Raw genomic sequence first — 20,272 nt, forward strand, 5'->3', positions numbered from 1 at the left:
CGAAATATCGAGGACACCCACGATGCCGTGGTGGGAACGCCGCGTGCCGTGGCTATGAACTGGACCTCGGCTTCGTCCACTCGATTGTGTGTCGAAAACCTATGCGGTGTCGCATAACCGCGCCCGGGAGCCGCTTTTCCACCATGTGACCGACCTCGTCGAAGCTCAGCACCGGATCCTTGACCGGGAACGGTGGCGGTGGTGCTGTCACCGGACTCGGCCATGGGCGGTGGATGAATCCGATCAATGGATTGGTCACGATGGACACGGAATCCCACACCAGATCCCGTGCACTACGCGGTGGCGCAAGCCCGACGATGAGCACTCGCCCGCCCGGCGCAAGAATTCGCCCGACATGACGCAAGGCATCGTCGATATCGAGATGATGCAGGACGGCGACCATGGTCACTAGATCGATCGAATCGCCTGCCCAGGAGTCGAGTTGGCGATCGGTGATGGACACGTTGTCCACCGCGGCAGAAGTCGCCTCTGCGATTCGTCGCATCTCCGCATCGGCATCGGCCCCGACGACGTGCTCGAAATGAGAAGCCAAGACTCGCACCAGTCCAGCCCGCCCGCAGCCCATATCGAGCGCGCGGCCACGTCGGTCCGGCAAGTTCGCCAGAATCCAGCTGTGGAAGTAGTCGTTGTGACTCCATGCATGTCGCTCGTTCAACTCGCGAAGCCACTGGGCCCCTCTGCCTCCGATAGAGGACGTTCCCATTCGTCTCAGCACCATGAAGCCAGTATCCATCGGGGGGTACCGACGACGGCTCGACGCTGATCGACACGCGTGGTCGGCGAGTGTCGCGGGCATACCCGCTGAATCAAGCGGACTGAGCTTCCAGCACCTCCTTGAGTCTTTGCAGGTCGTCGGCGACCATGTCGAGATCGCGTTCGAATTCTTCGTCGCTGAGTTCGATTTGCCGGACCGTGAACAGAATCTCCGCGCCGTTCGGATGAGTCAGCACCCTCACGGGATTGTTCACGGTGGTCCCCGACGGAAGTGTCACGTCATGATCGAGCACGCCGAGGTCGTTGTGTGGCACGAAGCGGACTTCGACCTGACCCATCGGCGATTCGGCGAGAAGTCGATCGCCGTCGATGGTCACCGGACTGTTCGCCAGTCCCGCCGCCCATTTCGGTAAGTTCGCGGGATTCGCCGCGAACTCGTAGACCTGATCCCGTGTACGCCCGATGACCTGGCTGACATGGCGACTTGCCACGACGTCTTCTCGATTCATAGCAGCGACCCTACGTCCGACGGGCATCCTCGGTTCCACAAATGGGACGGGAGTCGAAACGGTCGGCGACGACCGATCGTCGTCGGTACCAATGCCCAGACCACCGGCGGTCTCGGGATGCCGCAGACTTGAACGTGTTCAAAAACAGGTCTATGTTCGAATTTGAACACGTTCAGAACCGAGGTGAATCTATGGCTCGCACGTCCGAGACTCGCGACAAGGTGGTCGAGGTAGCTCTACGCCTCTTTCGTGAGGAAGGGTTCCAGGCGACCACAATGCGTCGCATCGCCGACGAAGCGGGCGTCTCGCTCGGGAATGCCTATTACTACTTCGCCGGCAAGGACGAACTGGTCAACGAGTTGTACACGGTGATCCAGCGCGATCACCGCGAACGTGCACTCCGCGTCCTCGTGGACGGCGGATCACTGTCCGAAAACCTTGCTGCTGTGCTGCATTCCGGCCTCGACGTGATGGTGCCGTATCACGCCTTCGGTGGATCGTTCCTACAGTTGGCATTGCCCACCCGGTCCAGTTCCAGTCCGTTCTCGGAGGAGTCGTCCGACGCCAGATCCATGGCCATCGACCTCATGCGAACCACCTTGGAGACGTCGAAACAGAAAGTACCGTCATCTCTGAAGGATGTTCTGCCACAGCTGCTCTGGATGATCTACATGGGTGTCACCCTCCACTGGGTCACCGATTCTTCGGACAACCAGGCACGCACCCGCACTCTGGTCGACGGGCTCGTTCCGGTGGTGGCCAAAGCCGTACGCCTCGCTCGCCTCCCAGTGGCGCGGGGGTTGGTCACCGACGTGGCCGGCCTGTTGAAACGAATGACGTCCCCAGAAGGGCTCGAACAATGAGTGATTCACCATCGACCGTCGTCCTGTGCGGTGCCTCCGGCTACATCGGCCGGTACCTGCGTCGCTCCTACGAAGATCGCGGCGTTGGCGTCAGGACCGTCGGCCGCGGAACCGCCAGCGATGCAACGTGGTCCGATCATCGCAGCCTCGTCGATGTACTCGACGGCTCCGATCTGGTCATCAATCTCGCAGGCCGCTCGGTGAGCTGTCGCTACAACAAGACGAACGCGGACGAGATCATGTCCTCGCGCATCCAGACGACGGCCCAGCTCGGCCGCGCCCTGGCGGGCGTTCGACACGCTCCAGATCTGTGGGTCAACGCCAGCACCGGCACCATCTATCGCGATTCGCGCGACAGGCCGATGGACGAACGATCCGGCGACATGGGCTCGGGATTCTCCGTCGAGGTCGCCCGCGCCTGGGAGCGTGAGCTGTTCGACGCCGATGTGGCCATTCGCAGAGTGGCGCTTCGTATGTCGATCGTGCTGGGCGCAGGCGGCGGGGCGATCAATCCGATCATCGATCTGGCCAGAGTGGGGCTCGGCGGCAAGATGGGCGACGGCGGCCAGATGTTCAGTTGGGTCCACGTCGCCGATGTCGGACGCGTCCTCGATCACCTCTACGACAACACTGGTATCTCCGGCCCGGTCAACGTTGCTACCCCGTTCCCGGTGACCAACGAGGAGCTGATGCGGCAGGTCCGGAATGCACTGGGCCGCAGTCACGGTCTACCGACACCGGCATGGCTGCTTCAATTCGGGGCACGAGTGATTCGCACGGAAGCCGAACTGGTCCTGAAGAGTCGCTGGGTCGACCCCAAAGTACTGACGGACAGTGGCTTCGAGTTCGAGCACGCAACACTGAACCATGCTCTCGCCGACATCGCGTCCAACACTCCACGAGGGTTGCTCCCCGTCGCCCTGGGGTGACGGGGAGCCCTCGGGCCTACACGAGCGACGCCGACAGCCCTCCGTCCAGGATGTAGTGACTTCCGGTAATCCACGACGCCCGGTCGGAGGCGAGGAACAACGTCACTTCCGCGATGTCCTCCGGTGTGCCCAGCCGTCCCTGCTTGGCTTTGACGAGGTCGCCGAACGGGATCTGGGTCGCGGCTTCGAAGTCCGGGACCAACCGGTCGACCATTGCGGTATCGGCAAATCCGGGGCACACCGCATTCACTCGCACTCCCGATGCGCGCATCTCGATGGCAGCGACGCGGGTGAGCTGGATGACGGCAGCCTTTGTCGCACAGTAGGACCCGAGCAGTGCGGTGCCGCCCACTCCGGCGAGCGAGGCGATGTTGACGATGTTTCCCTTCGACTCGACCAGTGCACCGATCGCGGCCTTCATCACCAGGAACGTGCCCTTGACGTTGACGGAGTAGATCTTGTCGAAGCTCTCCGTCGACTGCTGGAGCAGCGGCGACGACACTTCGATTCCCGCGTTGTTGATGACGATGTCGAGTCCGCCGAGAATCTCCACGGCCTGCGCCACCGCACTCTGCACCTGACTCTCGTCGGACACATCGCAGTTCGCGATACCGGCGGCACCGATCTCCTCGGCCGCCTTGGCTGCTGCGCCTTCGTCGATGTCGCTGACGACGACACGAGCACCACGCTCGATGAACATCTGGGAGATGGCTTTTCCGATGCCGGCTCCGGATCCGGTCACGAAAACTCGCTTGCCCTCGAACTCGGTCATGGTGTGCTTCCCTTCGATGATGAGTGAGACATGGTGCTGCGTACTTCGGTCTTGAGGATCTTTCCCACCTTCGAGCGGGGAAGGTCGGTCCAGATCTGAATCTGTTTGGGTGCCTTGATGCTTCCGATTCGCGCCTTCACGTGCGAGATCAGATCCTCGTCCGACGCGTCCCGGCCGGGTCGCAACATGACTGCTGCGGTGACGCGTTCGCCCCACTTGTCGTCGGGCAACCCGACGACAGCGCATTCCTTCACCGACGGATGCGACAGCAGGGCCTGTTCCACCTCGGCCGAGTAGACGTTGAACCCGCCCGTGATGATCATGTCCTTGGCGCGGTCCACGACATACAGGTAACCGTCGTCGTCGAGGTACCCGATGTCGCCGGTGTGGTGCCACCCGTGGGCACCCACTTCGGCGGTGGCGTCGGGATTCTCGTGATAGCCCTGCATCACGAGTGGACCGCGAACGACGATCTCACCGCGCTCACCGCGCTCGACCAGCCCACCATCGTCGTTCATGATCGCCACCGTGGTCAGGGGAGTCGGCTTGCCTGCCGAACTCAGTCGCTCGGTGGCGACCGTGCCGTCGCTGCGGAAATGATCGGCCGGAGCGAGCGTTGCGATCATGTTCGGCGCTTCGGTCTGGCCGAAGAGCTGTCCGAGAACCGGCCCGATGCGGGTCAGTGCCTCTTCCAGTCGAGTCGGCGACATCGGTGCGGCCCCGTACCAGAGGCACCGAAGCGACGTCAGATCCGTGACGTCGAGATCCGGATGATCGAGCACGCCGTAGATCACCGTCGGCGGCAGAAACGCGTGGGTGATCCCGTGTTTCTCGATGAGGGACAGGAACTTTCCGACGTCGGGAGCGCCCATGACCACAACGTGTCCGCCGAGACTGAGAATGGGAAACGTCAGCACGCCCGCAGAGTGGGTCAGCGGTGCAAGAGCCAGGTACCGAGGCCGATCCCCGAAGGGATAACTCATGAGTGCTGTTGCCGTGGAGGTCATCATGTTCTCCTCGGTCAGCCTCACCCCCTTGGGTTTTCCGGTCGTACCGCCCGTGCCGGCGATCATGCACAATCCGTCCGCCGGTCGTCTGTCGGCAACAGAATCGGAACCGTGTTCGACGAGCCAGCTGTCGTACGAGAGCGCTCCCGGCACGTCGCCGTCCAGACAGACGAGCCATTCCAACCGAGGAAGCTGGTCGCGAATGCGACCGACGAGATCGGCGAAGGCTTTCTGGAAGAACAGGAATCGGCAGCCGAACAGCTCGAACAGCTGCCGATTCTCGTCGGCTTCGTTGCGTGGATTGATCGGGCACCACACCGCCCCTGCCCGCGAGATCGCGAATACACAGGTCAGCGCGAGCGGGTCGTTGGCGGAGAGCACAGCGACCCGGTCACCTGCCTCGATCCCGTTGTGCTGCAGCGCTGCGGCGATGGCCACCGTGTCGTCGTACACCTGGCCGTAGTTTCGGGTGGTGTGACCGATGGTGAGACAGGGTGCGTCTCGGCCCAGTGACACACCCTTGTCGAGGTAATCGGACAGCCGCATCGACCCTGTCCTCAGCTGTGTGCAGTGACGATGGGTTCGAGCACCAGCCCGAACGCGCGAAGCACGCCGAGCAGTTCTCGATGTCCGAATGCCTGGCAGCTCGAGGCGAATCCGACCTTCTTCGGCGGCCCCTGCAGCAGATGCGCCGCTGCGTAGGCGTTGAGCAGTGCAGTCTGCTTGTAGTTGCAGTTGCCGTGAATCACGGTGTGCACGCGACCGAGCGGTCCCGACGCGTAGACCGAATCGAGCGAGGTGTTGATGCGCGGGTTTTCTCGGGGAGGTGTCTCGCTTCGTACCGAGCCTGCCACCGTGTCGATGATCTGATACTTCTCCGCATCGGACTTGCCCTCCATCTGAGCCATTGCGGCGGAGATGATTTGGGGCACCGCCAGCATGAGAGGCTTGTTCATGACGCCGCCGAGCGCCCGGGCGTTCGCTACGCGCGGGTCGTTCTTGAACCACACCGGATGGGATGTCCCGCCCCAGGGAAGAGCCAGGCCCAGGTCGTGCTGGCCGGGCACGACGACCTGCATGACGCCGTCGTCCGGCCATTCGACGTATTCGTTCTGCTCCAGGTAGTAGGCCTTGGAGAACGCGGCGTTGGTGAGGATCGTGTTCGTCGACGCGACCGTCGGGTGCCCCTTCCAGAAGACCTCGATGTCGAGTGTGTCCAGCCCCGGCGTCTCGAGGCAGATGTTCGCGGCGATCTCGCCGATGCTGTACATCTGTGCCAAACCTGGTGTGAGTACCAGGTTTCGGGCAGCGAATTCCGAGCCGTACTTGGCCTCGGCGTCGATCATCCAGTCCTGCTCACCCGTGGTGTCGGTGTAGTGCGCGCCGATCTCGATGCACGCCTGCGCAACTTCGTGGCCGTATCGCGAGAACGGTCCGACCGTGTTGAGGACGATCTCCGCGCCCCGGAATGCCTCGGCGAGGGCCTCTGAGGTGTGTTCCACCTCGACGACGTCGTGTTCGACGGTCTCGATGCCGGGAACCACGTCGATGATGCCTTTGACGCGGCCTTCGTCGCGTCCGGCGGCCAGGAAGGGAATGTTGTACTCGCGCAGGTATTCACAGATCAGTCGGCCGGTGTAGCCCGACGCACCGTAGACGACGACACGCTTGTCGGTTGGCATGGAAGGTCCTCTCGTGATCGGCCCGTCCGCACGGCGGACCGAGATGGGTTGAGACTGCGAGCACCGGAGGGGACGTGGGGAACATCCGCCCTTCTGACGTGTGCTGCGCATCACACTAGGATAGAATTTGTACAGACGTCAAGCTTTTTCTTGACAACTGCCCAGGATTTGCGCGACGCCGACATCCCCCGATCGGCCGTCGGGCATACACTGGGTTGACGACCACGCGCGGAGAGGACCCGGACCATGACCCAGACCGCTGATCCGCGCGCGCGTATCGAAGAGCGAGCCCGCAACAAGTTCGAGTCCAAGCGGACCGAACTGGCCGAGGCGACACTGCACACGCTGGCCGAATTGGGCTATGCCCGCACGTCACTGCGGGAGATCGCCCAGAATTCCGAGTATTCGCACGGCGTTCTGCACTACTACTTCACCGACAAACTCGACCTCATCACGCACGCCGTTCGCAAGTACGAGGCCATCTGCGTCACTCGTTACGACGAGGTGGTGGCCAACGCGGTCGACGCCACCGGCTTGTACGCGGACTTCGAGGCGAAGTATTTCGCCACTCTGGCTGCGGACGCCGGCATTCATCGACTCTGGTACGACCTGCGCAATCAAGCCCTGTTCGACGGTTCGTTCCGCAACGACGTGCTCGAGATCGAGGAACGTCGCGAGGACATGATCTGGCGTGTGGTGGCTCGATACTGCGAACTTCGCGGCACTACGCCTGCACTCGACAAGGCCTCCGCCTACATCCTTCTCGACGGCATCTTTCAGCGCGCCCTCCTGCATCACCTGGCCGACAACACAGCCGAGATCACCGCAGCGCGTCGCCAACTGCATGCTGCGTTCGCGTTACTGGATTTCCCGACGCCTCAGTAGGTTCCCGGCCGAGTCCCCGTGTAGATGCCGGGAACTCGAAAGCGCAGGGGCTCTTCGCCGTATTCTTCGAGGGCGTGTGCCGTCCACCCCACGATCCGGGCCAGTGCGAACAGCATCTCCGGCGTGTCTGCCCTGAGTCCGTAGGCGAGCGTGAACGTGGCGAGAGCGAAATCCGAGTTCGGAAAGGTATCGAATCTGCTACTCACCTCCTCGATTATCGTGTCCGCAGCAGCGACCACCACGGGGTCCGCACCGTGAGCGGGGTCCCGAAGCAATCGCAGTACTTCCTCGGCGCGAGGGTCTCGGTCGGTGTAGATGACGTGCCCGAAGCCGGGCACCCGCTCCCCGGACCTCAATTGTGTTGCGAGAGCGCCTATCGGATCATCGATTGCCGTCGCCAGGAAACGGTGCACGGGATCGGCGGCCGAGCCGTGCAGGGGGCCGTCGATACAGCCGAGTCCCGCCGAGACTATCGAGTACAGATTGGCCCGGGTGCTCGCCGCAACCCGCACTCCGAGCGTCGACGCAGCCAGACCGTGGTCGGCCATCAGAACGAGCGCGGCCTGCAGCACCACCCGACCATTCGGATCGGATGCGTCGGACTCGATTGCCTCCCAGACCGATTCGGCGATCAGAAGCTCAGAGGAACCACCACCGAGGGCTGCTGCGACCGTCAGCAGCAGCTGCCCTGCCTCGCGGACAACGGATGTGTACCCGGTGTCGAATCTCATCGGGCGGTAGGTGGACGCGATGTCGACGGCAATGCGGATCCGATCGATGGACCGGCAATCAGGCGACAGCAACTCAAGTGCCTCTCGGCATCGTTGTACGACAACAGGATCGGTGACGAACTGCGCTCCGTCCACCAGCTCACCCGTCCACACGAACTGTGCGACCGACTCGAAAGTACGTGAGCTGAGCTCGACCGCGTCACGCCCCCGGTAGTAGAGATGACCATCGTCGATGAGCGTGATCCGAGTCCGAATTCGCTCCACCGCACCGATATCGGTGCGCCGAGCAGTATCGCGTCCGGCGAGAGATTCCACCTCGTCGACGTCGAACACGCTCCCGCGCACTCCGGGTAGTCGAGTGCTGGTCAACAGACCGCGGCTGACGTAGGCATACACCGTTTCCGGCTTGACGCCCAGTCGTGCGGCGGCCTGCGTGGTGGTGAGCATGTTCCAACCGTCGGCGTGCGTCATGTCCGCCTTCCGCATTGACTTGATCAACATTGACAAGAATCAACATTAGCGCGGATCGTAGGGGTTGACCAGCGCAAAGGAGTGCAGCCATGACCGTTCTCGACGCCCCACGGGGGCTCCACAACGTCGTCGTCACCACCACATCGATCGGAGATGTACGCGGCGACGAAGGCTTTTATCACTACCGGCAATACTCGGCGATCGACATCGCGCTACACCTGACCTTCGAGGACGCGTGGTTCCTCATGGTCGAGGGCCGGTTGCCGAGCGACTCCGAGCGCGCCGGGTTCCTGCGCACGGTGGCACCACTGCGCGTGCTGCCCAAGGACGTCGCAGCGGCCGTGAAGACAGTGGCACTGTCGGGTCCGGAGCAACCACTCTTCGCGTTACGGACGGTGTTGTCGGGAGTGGCCGGCGCTGTGCCGCTGTACGAGTCGTCGGAATCGGACAAGCGTGCGACCGCGCTGAGTCTGTGTGCGATGACACCGACCATCCTGGCTGCCGTACACAGGATTCGGGCCGGCCAGGTGCCGATCGATCCACGCGAGGACCTGACCACGGCTCAGAACTGGCTGTTCATGATCACCGGACAGGTGCCCGACGCCGATCGTGCCCGAGCGATCGATCGATATCTCACCGCCACGATCGATCACGGGTTCAACGCGTCGACCTTCACTGCGCGAGTCGTGGCGTCAACGGGATCCGACATCGCATCCGCAGTGTGTGCCGCGATCGGTGCCTTCGCTGGTCCGTTGCACGGGGGTGCGCCCGATCGGGCTCTCGACGGGCTGGACGAGATTGCCGACATCGACTCCGCCGATGCCTGGGCACGCACGAAGATCACTGCGGGCGACCGCATCATGGGATTCGGGCATCCGGTCTACAGAACAGATGACCCCCGATCGGTGATGCTGCGCGAGACTGCGCAGGAGATGGGCGGTGAGCTCATCGACAAGGCGGTTCAGGTCGAGAAGGTCATCGCCGCTGCGCTCGCCGATCTGAAGCCGGACCGCAAGCTGTACGCCAATGTCGAGTACTACGCCGGCGTCGTGATGGAGCTGTGCGGAATTCCGCGGTCGATGTTCACGCCCACCTTCGCATGCAGCCGGATGGTCGGGTGGTGCGCCAACATCGTCGAGCAGTCGCACGACAGCAAGATCATTCGCCCGATCGCCCGCTACGGCGGCCCAGTGCCTTCGGCAGTGGTGCGGTCAAGTGCCGCCCAGGGCACCTAATCACGCCACTGCGCACTGGCGGCGGTCGGGCTCGCCGGAACCGAACCTCGGTTCCCCGGACCGAGGACAGTCGCTGTCTCGGCACTCGCATGTCTGCAGATATGGAGCAGATTGATGATAAATTTCGAGAGACGCACGGCGCTACCGCCGCCGACCGATTCATGCCGATAGATCCGGACAGCCCGGGTTCGTTGCTTCCGCTGCACCACCAACCGATGGCGATCGCGCGGTAGCTTTCGGCGGTCTGGTGGGTACCGGTATTCGCTACGGCGCGGAGTCCGCTTATCCGGCCGGTTCGGGTTCGTTCCCGTTCACCACGGTCGTCATCAACCTCACCGGAGCTTTCGTGTTCGGAATGTTGCTCGAACGGCTCGCTTTGTCCGGACCAGACAATGGCTGGCGACGCCAGGTTCGGCTGCGCATCGGCACCGGCGTACTCGACTCGTACACTACCTACAGCTCGTTCGCTCTCGAAACCGTGGAGCTGCTGCGAGATCATCGCGTGGTAGCTGCCGCGTTGTACACGACCATCAGTCTGCCAATCGGTACGTTGGCGGCCGGAGCAGGCATCGTTCTCTCGCAGCGGTTCGGTGTCCACGTAGAGGACGAGCGATGATCGCGCTGTGGGTCGTTCTCGCCGGAAGTGCCGGTGCAGTAAGCAGATTCGCGCTGGACGGCGCCATCCGGGCACGGTTGAAGACCAAATTCCCCTACGCCACAGTGCTGATCAACGTCACCTGATCGGCCGTCCTCGGTATCGTCACGGGGTTGGTGGCGTTTCGATCTGCGCCCGGAACAGGTGCAGACAATAGTCGGTGTCGGATTATGCGGCGGCTTCACCACTTTCAGCACCGCAAGTGTCGAGACCGCGCGCCTGCTCGGACGTCGGCGCTACAAGCTCGCGGCGTCCAACTCCATCGGCACAGCGCTCTGCACCACCGTGGCAGTCGCGGTATCCATCGTCGCAACGGCGTACATCTGGTGACATGTCGAGCGCCCCGCATGTTCGTTCTGGCAGTGCCCGATTCGTGGAGGGCGTAATGGCAGATCCACACCACCGCGGACGCAGCGCAGTAGAACACATCGACGGACCGGACGGTGGTCCCCATACTCACAAGTGCCCGCTGGTGGTCGGTTACGACGGCGGCGACATCTCGCATCGCGCACTGACGTGGTCGCTACAGTTCGCCTCGGGGATCGGAGGATCTGTGCTCGTCGTGCACGTCATCGACACCGCTGACCACCCGTCGACCCTGACTCAAACACCTACGAAGAGGACACCGAGGCTTAGGCGGGTCGCGAACGTGACCGCGATGTCTCAGCACTCGACCGAGCGGACAAGCCACGAACCTGCGGTGCGATCTACGGAACTCCCGGCAGCGCACTGGAGTCTTTCGGACGGAAGTACAAAGATCAGATGACCGTCCTGGGTGCGTCCAGCTGCGGGTTTGTCTCGGTGCTACGCAGATTGGGCGGCGAGTCCGCAGCCGACAATCTCGCTCGATACGGTCATCGGCCTGTCCTCACAGTTCCCGCCTGACTCGACCGAACCTCGTCACAACTGCGCCCGCAGGGTAGGAGAAGCGCTAGCGTGACACCGCTCCGGCCGAAGATGTCCCGCCCGGAGGGCGTCGCCATCAGCTCCACTCGCGTGATCCCGGTTTCACAAGCCCACGCCATCACCGCTGCGGACGTCCGCCGACTTCCCTCACCGGTGGCGTCAGTCATGAAATGCATGTTGCCGAATCAGACAAACGTAGCGTAACGGGCAATGGTCACGAGTCATCTACCCGAATGAAATTCCAGTTCACCCGCACCAAGGCCGGCCTTGTCGGGCCATAATGTTAACACTTTACAACTGGAGAACATTGATGGTCTGATGTCGGATCAGAGTGGCGGGGGCCTGATTTGCACTATTCATCGACGCAGTTGACGCTGGCCGGTGGCAACCTGAACTCGACTCATCGAAAGGCCGTCACAGCGACGGCGAAAGGGCGGCGTTGATGCGATGGGCCCGCCTGGCGGTGGGTACGTTCGGCTACGGAGCCTTCGGAATAGCGGTCAACTTGATTGCTTTTTCAAGTGCAAGTGGGTCAACAATGATTCTGGCTCCACTCATTCTGCTCGCAATAGCTACGGCAACCTTGGTAGTTTACTACTCTCTGAGTTGGAGATTTCATACGAAATCACGACGCATTACGGGCCGTATTATCACTCCGCCATTGCAGAGCATAGTATTGCTGGCCGCCACAAGCTGGGACACTGGCATGACGGATGAAGCGGCCGTAAATTTCTCCAATAGCATTGCGTACCCAAGCACAGTAATCGAGCGCATTACCGAGTCCGTTGAACCAATGACCAGATCAGTTCGGGTCGAGTCCACATACTCGTATCGCTTTTCTTCCAGCGGGACTACAGCAGTTGTACCTACAGATCTCGTAAAAAGGGGCGTACTGCGTGACGGCTTGAAGTTCTTCGACCACGAGGATCGCAGGCTTTCTTCGCTACCGAATACACGCGCGGCCGGGTACATCTTATCGGTCATCAGACGACTACTCAAGCAAGCCGGCGGTACCGCCTTGGTCCAATTTCAGACATTGGATGCATCCGGACACTCGACCGAGTTAAGCCTTGCCGCACTGCTTGTGTCAACCAAACCGGTCGAGGACTCCAAGGTAATCGACCTGACCGATGCAGTAGCCTTACTGCCAACCACCGTCAACGGCGGCCGACTTCTACTATCCATCAACAAAATGATCAGAGTAATTGCGGGAGAGTATCCGCTGCTAGTTGTAGCAGGAAAACCCCCGGAGCAGTTGGATGGCACTGGAACATTCAGGATTAGATTGATCTACCGGCTGATCCCTGACCGGTATTTCGTCAAGGTCACCGGATCCGGAACAAATAAGCGACTGTGGGCTGAATGGCTACAGGGAATTCCGCGCCGATATTTGGGAATACCCCCGACGTCAATAGCTCACGAGCTCAAAAACGCCAGCCGCACGGCCAGTTTCCACGCAAATATCAAGGGTCCCGAGAGAACATACCTTGGACGCCAGCGAGTGGTTAATTGGCCGAGCAACGTGGATGTCGACCTCAGCTCAAATCAGTATGCGATGCGACGCAGACTTGGCCAACGACATGCTCATCTCTATTTCAGCGGAACCAATGACCTTCGCGACTCCTACTACGAATGCACGTTCTTCGAGCGTGTACCTGGGTCAGTTGGTCAGGCGGCACTGGCTTCACTGGCCTCGACGATCTTGCTTGTCATTGCGACAATTGACCACTTGGGTTACACGCAGCTCAACAAGACCGACATTCTCGCTGTTTTGCTTGCCCTGCCGGCAATAGCGGGAACTTGGCTCGGCCTTAGCCAGAACGACACGATCAGCGGCCCAACTGTTGCGGCCCGAGTCTCCAGCATCGTGACACTCGCAACTTCGCTCCTGGGTGCATGGTTCTACAGCGTGCTGCCCAGTTTTGTAAGTTCAGCCGAAAATGGTGGGGTGCACGGCCCGGCTAGCGTGGCCTCCGACCCAACCCATCTGACTGATCGACCATGGCAATGGGCATGGATTCTGGTGTGTGGACTGGCTGCAGGCAACCTCATAGGTATCCTTACCTGCTGGTTCTTCCGTAGCATGGTCCAAGCACAATTCACAGGCAGAACGGAACTGACATGACCACCACGGCCGGGTCCGGATCGAAGTTGGCTAGAGGGAGATCCGACGACCGCAAACCTGAGCAAAAGAGGGACGAGTTCTACAGCGGCATGTCGAGTGGATGGTACCTGCCCGGTGGTGTCACTCGTTCGCAGATCCCGAAGCCGTCGAGTCTTGAATTGGACGCACTCGCCGGCGTGATCGATGAACCGCTCACGGTGGACTTCGTCGCCGGACTGGACCGTGGAGCACCTCCCTCTCCCGACGAAGCCGGTTCTACTCTCGGAGACACATTGCCTTGATACACAGGGTGCACCCCTGTGGTTGGAGACGACGACAAGCACGCAACAAACCCATGTCTCCGTTGGCATGAGCACTTGGAGTCGGAGCAAGAACCTGGGTTGTCGCCGTGGACGCTAGATCTCCGAGTCCCATCTTATTTCCAAAGTCCACTCTCGAACGCAACCCATCTGAGGTCGATCCGGGACGGCAGGGGCGCGTCGTCAATGAGCGTTCGCCACACTTGCTGCCTTCATTCGGTCCGGCATGACCGTAATTGTTTAGGTCGAGACCCCCAAACCCGGCTGACGAGCCGTCGCCGACCGCGACGATGCCCACGACCAGGCCGACTGGCACACCCCGGAACGTCTACCAAAGCCGAGACGTATCAAAATGCACGAGCATCAGGTCAAAAGCAAGTCCTCCGTCGTCACCACCGTCGCAAATTCCCCGTGCAGGTTGGTCGCAGTCATGGCCGACAACGTCGCGGCAGGAACGGTGGTTCCGTCGAGGGCGAGGCGATCGAAGGTGTGAGTGGCGTCGATGACGAAGTACGTGTCGTATCCGAGGTTTCCGGCCATGCGAGCCGTCGTCTCGCAGCAGTGGTTTGTCGTGATTCCGCAGATGACGACCTGGTCGATGCCTTCGGCGCGTAGCCAGGCATCGAGATCCGGCGTGCCGTAGAAGCTCGAATTGACCTGTTTGCTGATAAGCAGGTCGGGACTTCCTTCGATGACGTCTTTGAACGCGTGCCCGGAACCGCTCGGCGACAGGGGAGATCGGGGGTTGTCGGAGTCGTGTCGGACGAACACCACCGGCCAAGACTTGAACCGCCACAAGCGAAGTAGAGCGGCGATGTTGCCTTCACACGACGGGTTGTCCCGCGGACCCCAGAACTCGGCATCGTCGAATCCCGCCTGTACATCGACGACGATGAGAGCGGGCCTTCGGAAGTCGATCTGCGATTCGCCCATGTGGCCAAGGATACGACGAGGTTGCTACTGCTGAATGTCGAGCAGTAGTCGCTTCAGCAGGGCAGCAAGTTGGCTTCGCTCGCCGGGAGTAAGTGATGTCAGCAGCGCTTCCTCGTTCGCCACGTGTGCCGGTAGCGCTGCATCCACAGCCGAAATCCCTGCAGCCGTCAATTGCACGATGACCACTCGACGGTTTGTCGGGTCGATTTCGCGTTCGATCAGCCCTTTGTCCGTGAGCCGATTCAAGCGGTTCGTGATGGCTCCCGACGTCACCATCGCACTGTCGAGCAACTGCCCCACGGTGAGGCGATGCGGGGCTCCGGTGCGCCGAAGCGTAGCGATCAGATCGAATTCGCCTGGCTGCAAACCATACTCGGCCAAAGTCACCTGAATACGCTTGTCCAGAACGGATGCAGCTCGACTGATGCGCCCGATGACTGCCATCGGGCTGACATCGACATCGGGCCGCTCGACCGTCCACTGTTGCAGGATCCGATCCACTGCATCCTGCACCTCGTCCGACACCTACTGACCCCTCACCGCTGAACCGTTGACGTCCGGCAAGCATACGCATACTGTTCAACGCAGGGATAGTTCAACGTTAAGATGATTTCCGAACCAGGAGGCGAGATGCGGGCATCACATACCGATGCTGATTCGACCCACGCTCGGGATCCACGCAGCGCATCCTCGACTCTCGGAATCACCGCCGCGGCCGCACTGGCCCCCATTGTCTGGGGGACAACATATTTGGTGACCTCCGAGCTTCTCCCGCCGGATCGACCCATGACCGCCGGTGTTCTTCGCGCCGTTCCGGCGGGGCTGCTGCTTCTACTCATCTCACCGGGGATTCCAGGACGCGGTTGGCGACTGAAGACCACTGTCCTCGGCGTGTTGAACATCGGATTGTTCTTTCCGATGCTGTTCGTAGCGGCCTACCGGCTTCCTGGAGGCACCGCAGCCGTCGTCGGTTCTGCGCAACCTCTCGTCATCATCGCGATGTCCACGGCGCTCGGGTGGGGACGCACGCGTCCTGTGCAGATCGGATGGGCCCTCGTCGCTGCAGTCGGGGTCGCGCTGACGACGATCTCGAGCACCGTTCGACTCGACGCGATCGGCCTCGCCGCCGCGGCCATCGGTACCGCCAGCATGGCGACCGGCATCGTCCTCACCAAGCGTTGGGGTGTGCCGCCGAACACCAATCCGCTCAATTCCACTGCGTGGCAACTACTCGTCGGCGGCATGGTGATCTTCCCGTTGATTCCGATCGTCGACGACGGTCCGTGGGCCATCGACGCCGAGGCTGTACTCGGCTACGCGTGGCTTTCGGTGATCGGCGGCGCGATGGCGTACGCGTTGTGGTTCCGCGGTGCCCGCGCGCTGCCCTCGGCAAGCATTTCCCTGCTCGGCGTCCTCAGTCCGCTCACCGCAGCCGCCCTCGGTTGGATCATGTTGGGACAGAACATGACAGCACTGCAATGCGCTGGATTCGGCGTTGCACTCATCGGTTCGACAGCCGGACAGTTCATGCCGAGAAACGCACGGTGACGGTTGGCCGCATGCAGAGAATCCCGGGCGGGCGCTCGTAAGAGCTCCCACCCGGGATTCGCTTCGACTCGACGGGCTACCGAGTCAGCAGTTCGTAGATCAGCAGACCCGACAGAGACAGGATGGACAGGAAGCCGAGGACGCCGAGTGCGTTCTTCCACCACGTGTTTCGGAGATCCCCCATCAACTGACGGTTGTTACTCATCACGTAGAGCAGGAAGCCGAGGAACGGGGCCACCAGCACGGTCAGAGCCTGAGCGACGATGATCAGTTGGATCGGCGACGAGGTGAACACGATCGTGATCGCCAGGCCGAATGCCAGGATTGCAGCGCACGTCGCCTTTGCCGTCGGGGTACTCGGTGAGGCCCCTCGCCCCAGTGCGTCGGAGAGCATCGTGCCGCCGGCGGTTGCGTTGGCGACCATGGACGAGAACGCAGCTCCCGACAATCCGAGCGCGAAGATCGTGGATCCGATGGGCCCCGCGATGGGTTCGAAGATCTTGGCGAGTCCGACCAGGGTTGCCGCTTCGGCGTTCTGGCTCCCGAGAACGGCGGCGGCCACGACGATGACGAGTGCGGTCATGATGCCGGGGGCGACGATGCCGGGAATGGTGTCGGCGATGGAGGTTCGACGATATTCATCTCTGGTACGGCCCCGCTCATGAATGCCGTAGGAGGTGAAGAACGCTGCGTTGAGCGAGAAGTTGGTGCCCACGAGAGCGACGATGAGCAGCATGCTTCCGGGAGGGGCACTGGGCATGACTCCGCTGAGTGCCATGTACCAGTCGGGCTTGGCAATGACTGCGCTGATGATGAACGCGGCACCGAGAAGTCCGACGATGACGAGCAGGACTCGCTCGACTATGCGATAGACGTTGCGGAACAACAGGATCAGGGCGACGAATACCGTGCACGCTATCGTCCAGATCAGCGGGGAGCCGCCGAAGACCATCGACAGCCCGAGCCCGGATCCGACGGCGTTGCCGACCGAGAAGCAGAGTGTGATGACGAAGACGCCGATTCCGGCTGCGACACCGACGCGCTGACCGAGGACGTCTTTGACCGAGCTGATCAACGACTTCGGCGTGCGTATACCCAGACGCACGCTCATGTCGGCGTAGACGAGCATGAACACCGTCGACAACACGACGACCCAGATCAACGCGTAGCCGTACTTGCTGCCTGCTTCGACCGCACTGGCCAGGTTTCCCGGGCCGAACTGCCAGGCACCGGCGATGAAGGCGGGACCCGCCATGGCCAGCGTGCTCAGGACGGTCTTCCATCGATTCGACATGGCAGGCGGTCCGTCTGCGGTGATGGTGGACGCAGCTGGTGCCACCGGGGTCGTGCGGGGATGACTCATGACGAGCCTTTCTGGTGACGCTCCGTACTCGCTACTAGAGGCAGTGTGCCCTCGGCTCGACGCGGTGGGGAGCGGATACGAAAAGTACGAGCGAAGGTCGGTGTGCGGCATCGATGGCCACAGGAAGATGGCCATCGATGCCTACCGAGTGATCTGACGCGGTCTGATCCTGTGAAGGAACTCAGACCAGCGCGGGTACTACCGAGCCGAGGTTCGCGGAGTCGAGTGCTGCTGCGATCTCTTCGTGAGCGCCTGCGGCGAGTGGCAGCAGCGGCGAGCGGACGGTGGCGTGCTCGAGGATGCCGCGGTGGACCAGGCCTTCCTTGAGCGCGACGGTGCCCTCCATGTGAGATCCGCGGTGGTAGACGTTCGCGGTGACGGGCAGGAGTCGGTCGTGGATGGCGCGTGCGGCCGGGTAGTCCTTGGCCTTGCCTGCGGCGATGAGCTCGACGAGGGGTTCGGGAGCCAATCCGCCGTAGCCGACGAGGAGCCCGTCGACGTCGAACATGGTGTGCAGCAGGTACTCGTCGTGGCAGCTGAGGATCTGCAGGTCCGGGTTCTCCTTACGCAGAACCGGAATCTCACGGTCCCAGCGGCGCATGTTCCGAACGCCGTTCTTCGTGGCGAAAACGCCCTCCTGAGCAGCGATTTCGAGCTGGGTGTCGAGGTTGTACGTCGCCTTGGTGACGTCCGGGTACTGGAACAGGATCAGAGGCAGGCCCGACCCTTCGTACAGTGCCTTGTAGCGGTCCTGCGGTGCGCCGTCCTGGTAGCCGAAGCGCAGCCAACCGTGCGACGGGTAGACCAGGCCGCCCGACGCACCCGCGTCGACTGCGCGCTTGGCTTCTTCGACCGACACGGCGGTACCTTCCCCGGTGATGCCGGCGATGATCGGAAGCTTTCCGTCGACCGAATCGCGAAAGGCACCGATCACTTTGGCCTGCTCGGTCTGGGTGAGGAACGTGCCTTCACCCGCGTGGCCGAGGACGACCAGACTCTTGACGCCATCGACGCTGCCGAGCCAGGACCCGAGGCGCTGGATTGCGTCGTAGTCCACCTCGCCGTCGCGAGTGAACGGCGTGATCGGTGCCGGGCTGAGTCCGCGGAGATCGAGTGAATTCATGTTGTCGTCCTTCTCGAGAATCTGATGGGAACGTTGTCGGGAACGTTTGCATCACGCTAAGCCCACTGCCATGAATGTGTCAACCATCACTTTCGAGATGCGGAGTGACGGGCGTTTCCCTACGCCGGTGCAAACGTTCCTGGGACGTTTGCATGCGCCGCAGGCTGGCGATCTGTAAGTTCGGCCGTACCAGGAGTTCAACGAACAGTCAGGAACTGCACATGCGTTCCACCCGAAGCGGGCTCTCGACGGAGCGCACGGACGCCGTCACGCTGCGTGACGTCGCCAAGGCTGCCGGGGTGAGCATCTCGACCGTCAGCCGCGTGCTCGACGACCGTGTCGCACCGTCCCGATCCGCGACAGCCGTCCGGGTGCGCGAGATTGCCGAGCACCTCGGGTATCGGCGCAACACGTTCGCGTCGAATCTGCGGCGGGGTGCCACCGCCACCATCGGCGTCCTGGTGCCCCGCCTCTCGGACACCGTGATGGCGTTGATGTTCGAGGCCATCGACAGGGCTGCGGGCAAAGAGGGCTACCACGCCGTCGTCGCGACGAGCGGCGATGATCCCACCGACGAATGGAACGCCGCGCAATCGCTTCTCGAACGCAATGTCGATGGGGTCGTTCTCGCCACGAGCCGCACCGACGACCCCCTCCCCAGCCATCTCCGCGAGAACGGAATTCCGCACGTCCTGGTTTTGAGAACCGACGGCAAGAGCCCGTCCTCGATCGGCGACGACGAGACAGGCGGATATCTGGCGGTTCGTCACCTCATCGATCTCGGCCACACCGACATCGCAGTACTGACAGGCCCTCTGTTCACCTCCAGCGCCGTCGGCCGTCTGGCGGGCGCGCACAAGGCATTTGCCGAAGCCGGCCTGCAACCGCGCCCGGAGTGGACCATCGAGACCGGCTACGGAATCGAAGCCGGTGCACGCGCAGGACACGATCTGTTCGACGGCACAGGCCGCCCGACCGCCGTGTTCGCCGCCAACGACAACCTCGCCCTCGGAGTGTTGTCGGCAGCGCATCGACACAATTTGGCTGTAGGAGAGGATCTTTCGCTCGTCGGTTACAACGACATCCCGCTCGCTCAACTGTTGCCGGTCCCCCTGACATCGGTTCGCACCGCATTCGACCAGATAGCCCGAACCGCAATGGAGATACTGCTCAACGGTGACGACGGCTCGACTCCCCTGAAAATGGCTCTCCCGACGCTGATTCCGCGCCAATCATCGAGCCGCGCGGCACGATGAGTGCGTGAGCGTCATTGTCTCGGTTGAGCCCTCCCGCATGGTCGGGGTGATCGACGTGATGCCGGTTGCCCTGTGGGCTGAAGCGATTGCAGGCCGAATCGGGTGCAGCTGACCGCGGTGAGCGCGGTCAGCTGCACCCGATTCCGGCTGTCAGCGGGCTCCGGAGTGTCTACCTTCGGATGTCGATCGAATAACCGGTTTGCCTCGTCGTTCTCGAACCCGGGACACTGGGGTGCCCACCATGT

The 20,272-nt window shown here is 62.0% G+C and carries 21 protein-coding genes; 11 read left to right on the forward strand and 10 right to left on the reverse strand.

The window, feature by feature from the left end; all coding sequences use genetic code 11:
* Window positions 1-52 precede the first annotated feature (52 nt).
* Window positions 53-817, reverse strand: a complete 765-nt coding sequence (locus CH295_RS06170; protein ID WP_353955454.1) for a class I SAM-dependent methyltransferase — start codon at window positions 815-817, stop codon at window positions 53-55.
* A 10-nt stretch (window positions 818-827) separates the two neighbouring features.
* On the reverse strand, window positions 828-1,244 hold the full coding sequence (locus CH295_RS06175; protein WP_094740062.1) for a polyketide cyclase: 417 nt from the start codon (window positions 1,242-1,244) through the stop codon (window positions 828-830).
* Window positions 1,245-1,435: 191 nt separating this feature from the next.
* On the opposite strand from CH295_RS06175, the gene CH295_RS06180 reads away from it, so the two are divergent.
* Together CH295_RS06180 and CH295_RS06185 are read left to right on the forward strand one after the other, a co-directional pair.
* Window positions 1,436-2,107, forward strand: a complete 672-nt coding sequence (locus CH295_RS06180; RefSeq protein ID WP_094740063.1) for a TetR/AcrR family transcriptional regulator — start codon at window positions 1,436-1,438, stop codon at window positions 2,105-2,107.
* Window positions 2,104-3,036, forward strand: coding sequence for a TIGR01777 family oxidoreductase (locus CH295_RS06185; protein WP_094740064.1), 933 nt, complete (start codon window positions 2,104-2,106; stop codon window positions 3,034-3,036). The genes CH295_RS06180 and CH295_RS06185 overlap by 4 nt, the downstream gene beginning before the upstream one ends.
* A 16-nt stretch (window positions 3,037-3,052) precedes the next feature.
* Here the strand turns inward: CH295_RS06185 and CH295_RS06190 are convergent, their stop codons facing one another.
* From CH295_RS06190 to CH295_RS06200, 3 genes are read right to left on the reverse strand one after another with little or no spacing between them, the layout of a single operon-like run.
* Window positions 3,053-3,808, reverse strand: coding sequence for an SDR family NAD(P)-dependent oxidoreductase (locus CH295_RS06190; protein ID WP_094630199.1), 756 nt, complete (start codon window positions 3,806-3,808; stop codon window positions 3,053-3,055).
* A complete protein-coding gene (locus CH295_RS06195; RefSeq protein WP_094740065.1) occupies window positions 3,805-5,361 on the reverse strand; it encodes an acyl-CoA synthetase in 1,557 nt (518 codons plus the stop codon). Before CH295_RS06195 ends, CH295_RS06190 begins: the two co-directional genes overlap by 4 nt.
* Before the next feature lie 11 nt (window positions 5,362-5,372).
* Window positions 5,373-6,497 (reverse strand): DUF5938 domain-containing protein, encoded by a 1,125-nt coding sequence (locus CH295_RS06200; RefSeq protein ID WP_094740066.1) that lies wholly within the window; start codon window positions 6,495-6,497, stop codon window positions 5,373-5,375.
* A 246-nt stretch (window positions 6,498-6,743) separates the two neighbouring features.
* On the opposite strand from CH295_RS06200, the gene CH295_RS06205 reads away from it, so the two are divergent.
* Window positions 6,744-7,382 carry a TetR/AcrR family transcriptional regulator gene (locus CH295_RS06205; RefSeq protein ID WP_094740067.1) on the forward strand — a complete coding sequence of 213 codons (639 nt, stop codon included), beginning with the start codon at window positions 6,744-6,746 and terminating at the stop codon, window positions 7,380-7,382.
* Here the strand turns inward: CH295_RS06205 and CH295_RS06210 are convergent.
* Window positions 7,376-8,584 carry a citrate synthase gene (locus CH295_RS06210; protein WP_252341925.1) on the reverse strand — a complete coding sequence of 403 codons (1,209 nt, stop codon included), beginning with the start codon at window positions 8,582-8,584 and terminating at the stop codon, window positions 7,376-7,378. The genes CH295_RS06205 and CH295_RS06210 overlap by 7 nt on opposite strands.
* Window positions 8,585-8,673: 89 nt before the next feature.
* Between CH295_RS06210 and CH295_RS06215 the strand changes: the two genes are divergently transcribed.
* From CH295_RS06215 to CH295_RS27470, 6 genes are all read left to right on the forward strand, one after another.
* The gene (locus tag CH295_RS06215) at window positions 8,674-9,819 is read left to right on the forward strand and encodes a citrate/2-methylcitrate synthase (RefSeq protein ID WP_094740069.1); all 1,146 of its coding nucleotides are present in this window, start codon (window positions 8,674-8,676) and stop codon (window positions 9,817-9,819) included.
* 247 nt (window positions 9,820-10,066) lie between these two features.
* Complete coding sequence (locus CH295_RS06220) at window positions 10,067-10,435, forward strand: fluoride efflux transporter FluC (RefSeq protein ID WP_252341926.1); 369 nt, start codon at window positions 10,067-10,069, stop codon at window positions 10,433-10,435.
* The gene (locus CH295_RS28485) at window positions 10,432-10,560 is read left to right on the forward strand and encodes a hypothetical protein (RefSeq protein ID WP_353955455.1); all 129 of its coding nucleotides are present in this window, start codon (window positions 10,432-10,434) and stop codon (window positions 10,558-10,560) included. Before CH295_RS06220 ends, CH295_RS28485 begins: the two co-directional genes overlap by 4 nt.
* A gap of 58 nt (window positions 10,561-10,618) precedes the next feature.
* Entirely contained in the window at window positions 10,619-10,804 is a 186-nt protein-coding gene (locus CH295_RS28490; protein ID WP_353955456.1) for a fluoride efflux transporter FluC, read from the forward strand.
* A 55-nt stretch (window positions 10,805-10,859) separates the two neighbouring features.
* Window positions 10,860-11,240: a universal stress protein gene (locus CH295_RS28495; RefSeq protein ID WP_170945772.1), complete on the forward strand. Its 381-nt coding sequence runs from the start codon at window positions 10,860-10,862 to the stop codon at window positions 11,238-11,240.
* Window positions 11,241-12,086: 846 nt separating this feature from the next.
* Window positions 12,087-13,505, forward strand: a complete 1,419-nt coding sequence (locus CH295_RS27470) for a hypothetical protein (protein ID WP_141216962.1) — start codon at window positions 12,087-12,089, stop codon at window positions 13,503-13,505.
* Window positions 13,506-14,167: 662 nt separating this feature from the next.
* Here CH295_RS27470 and CH295_RS06240 read toward each other — a convergent pair.
* Window positions 14,168-14,737, reverse strand: a complete 570-nt coding sequence (locus CH295_RS06240) for a cysteine hydrolase family protein (protein WP_094740072.1) — start codon at window positions 14,735-14,737, stop codon at window positions 14,168-14,170.
* 24 nt (window positions 14,738-14,761) lie between these two features.
* Complete coding sequence (locus CH295_RS06245) at window positions 14,762-15,262, reverse strand: MarR family winged helix-turn-helix transcriptional regulator (protein WP_094740073.1); 501 nt, start codon at window positions 15,260-15,262, stop codon at window positions 14,762-14,764.
* A 105-nt stretch (window positions 15,263-15,367) separates the two neighbouring features.
* Here CH295_RS06245 and CH295_RS06250 point away from each other — a divergent pair, with 105 nt between their 5' ends.
* Window positions 15,368-16,285 carry an EamA family transporter gene (locus CH295_RS06250; protein WP_094740074.1) on the forward strand — a complete coding sequence of 306 codons (918 nt, stop codon included), beginning with the start codon at window positions 15,368-15,370 and terminating at the stop codon, window positions 16,283-16,285.
* Window positions 16,286-16,361: 76 nt separating this feature from the next.
* Here the strand turns inward: CH295_RS06250 and CH295_RS06255 are convergent, their stop codons facing one another.
* A complete protein-coding gene (locus CH295_RS06255; RefSeq protein ID WP_094634673.1) occupies window positions 16,362-17,540 on the reverse strand; it encodes an Nramp family divalent metal transporter in 1,179 nt (392 codons plus the stop codon).
* Window positions 17,541-17,829: 289 nt separating this feature from the next.
* Window positions 17,830-18,771, reverse strand: a complete 942-nt coding sequence (locus tag CH295_RS06260; RefSeq protein ID WP_037193826.1) for a dihydrodipicolinate synthase family protein — start codon at window positions 18,769-18,771, stop codon at window positions 17,830-17,832.
* Window positions 18,772-18,992: 221 nt separating this feature from the next.
* Between CH295_RS06260 and CH295_RS06265 the strand changes: the two genes are divergently transcribed.
* Window positions 18,993-20,027: a LacI family DNA-binding transcriptional regulator gene (locus CH295_RS06265; protein WP_141216963.1), complete on the forward strand. Its 1,035-nt coding sequence runs from the start codon at window positions 18,993-18,995 to the stop codon at window positions 20,025-20,027.
* Window positions 20,028-20,272 lie beyond the last annotated feature (245 nt).

This window comes from Rhodococcus sp. 14-2483-1-2 (assembly GCF_002259405.1).
In the GTDB taxonomy this organism is placed as follows: Bacteria; Actinomycetota; Actinomycetes; order Mycobacteriales; family Mycobacteriaceae; genus Rhodococcoides.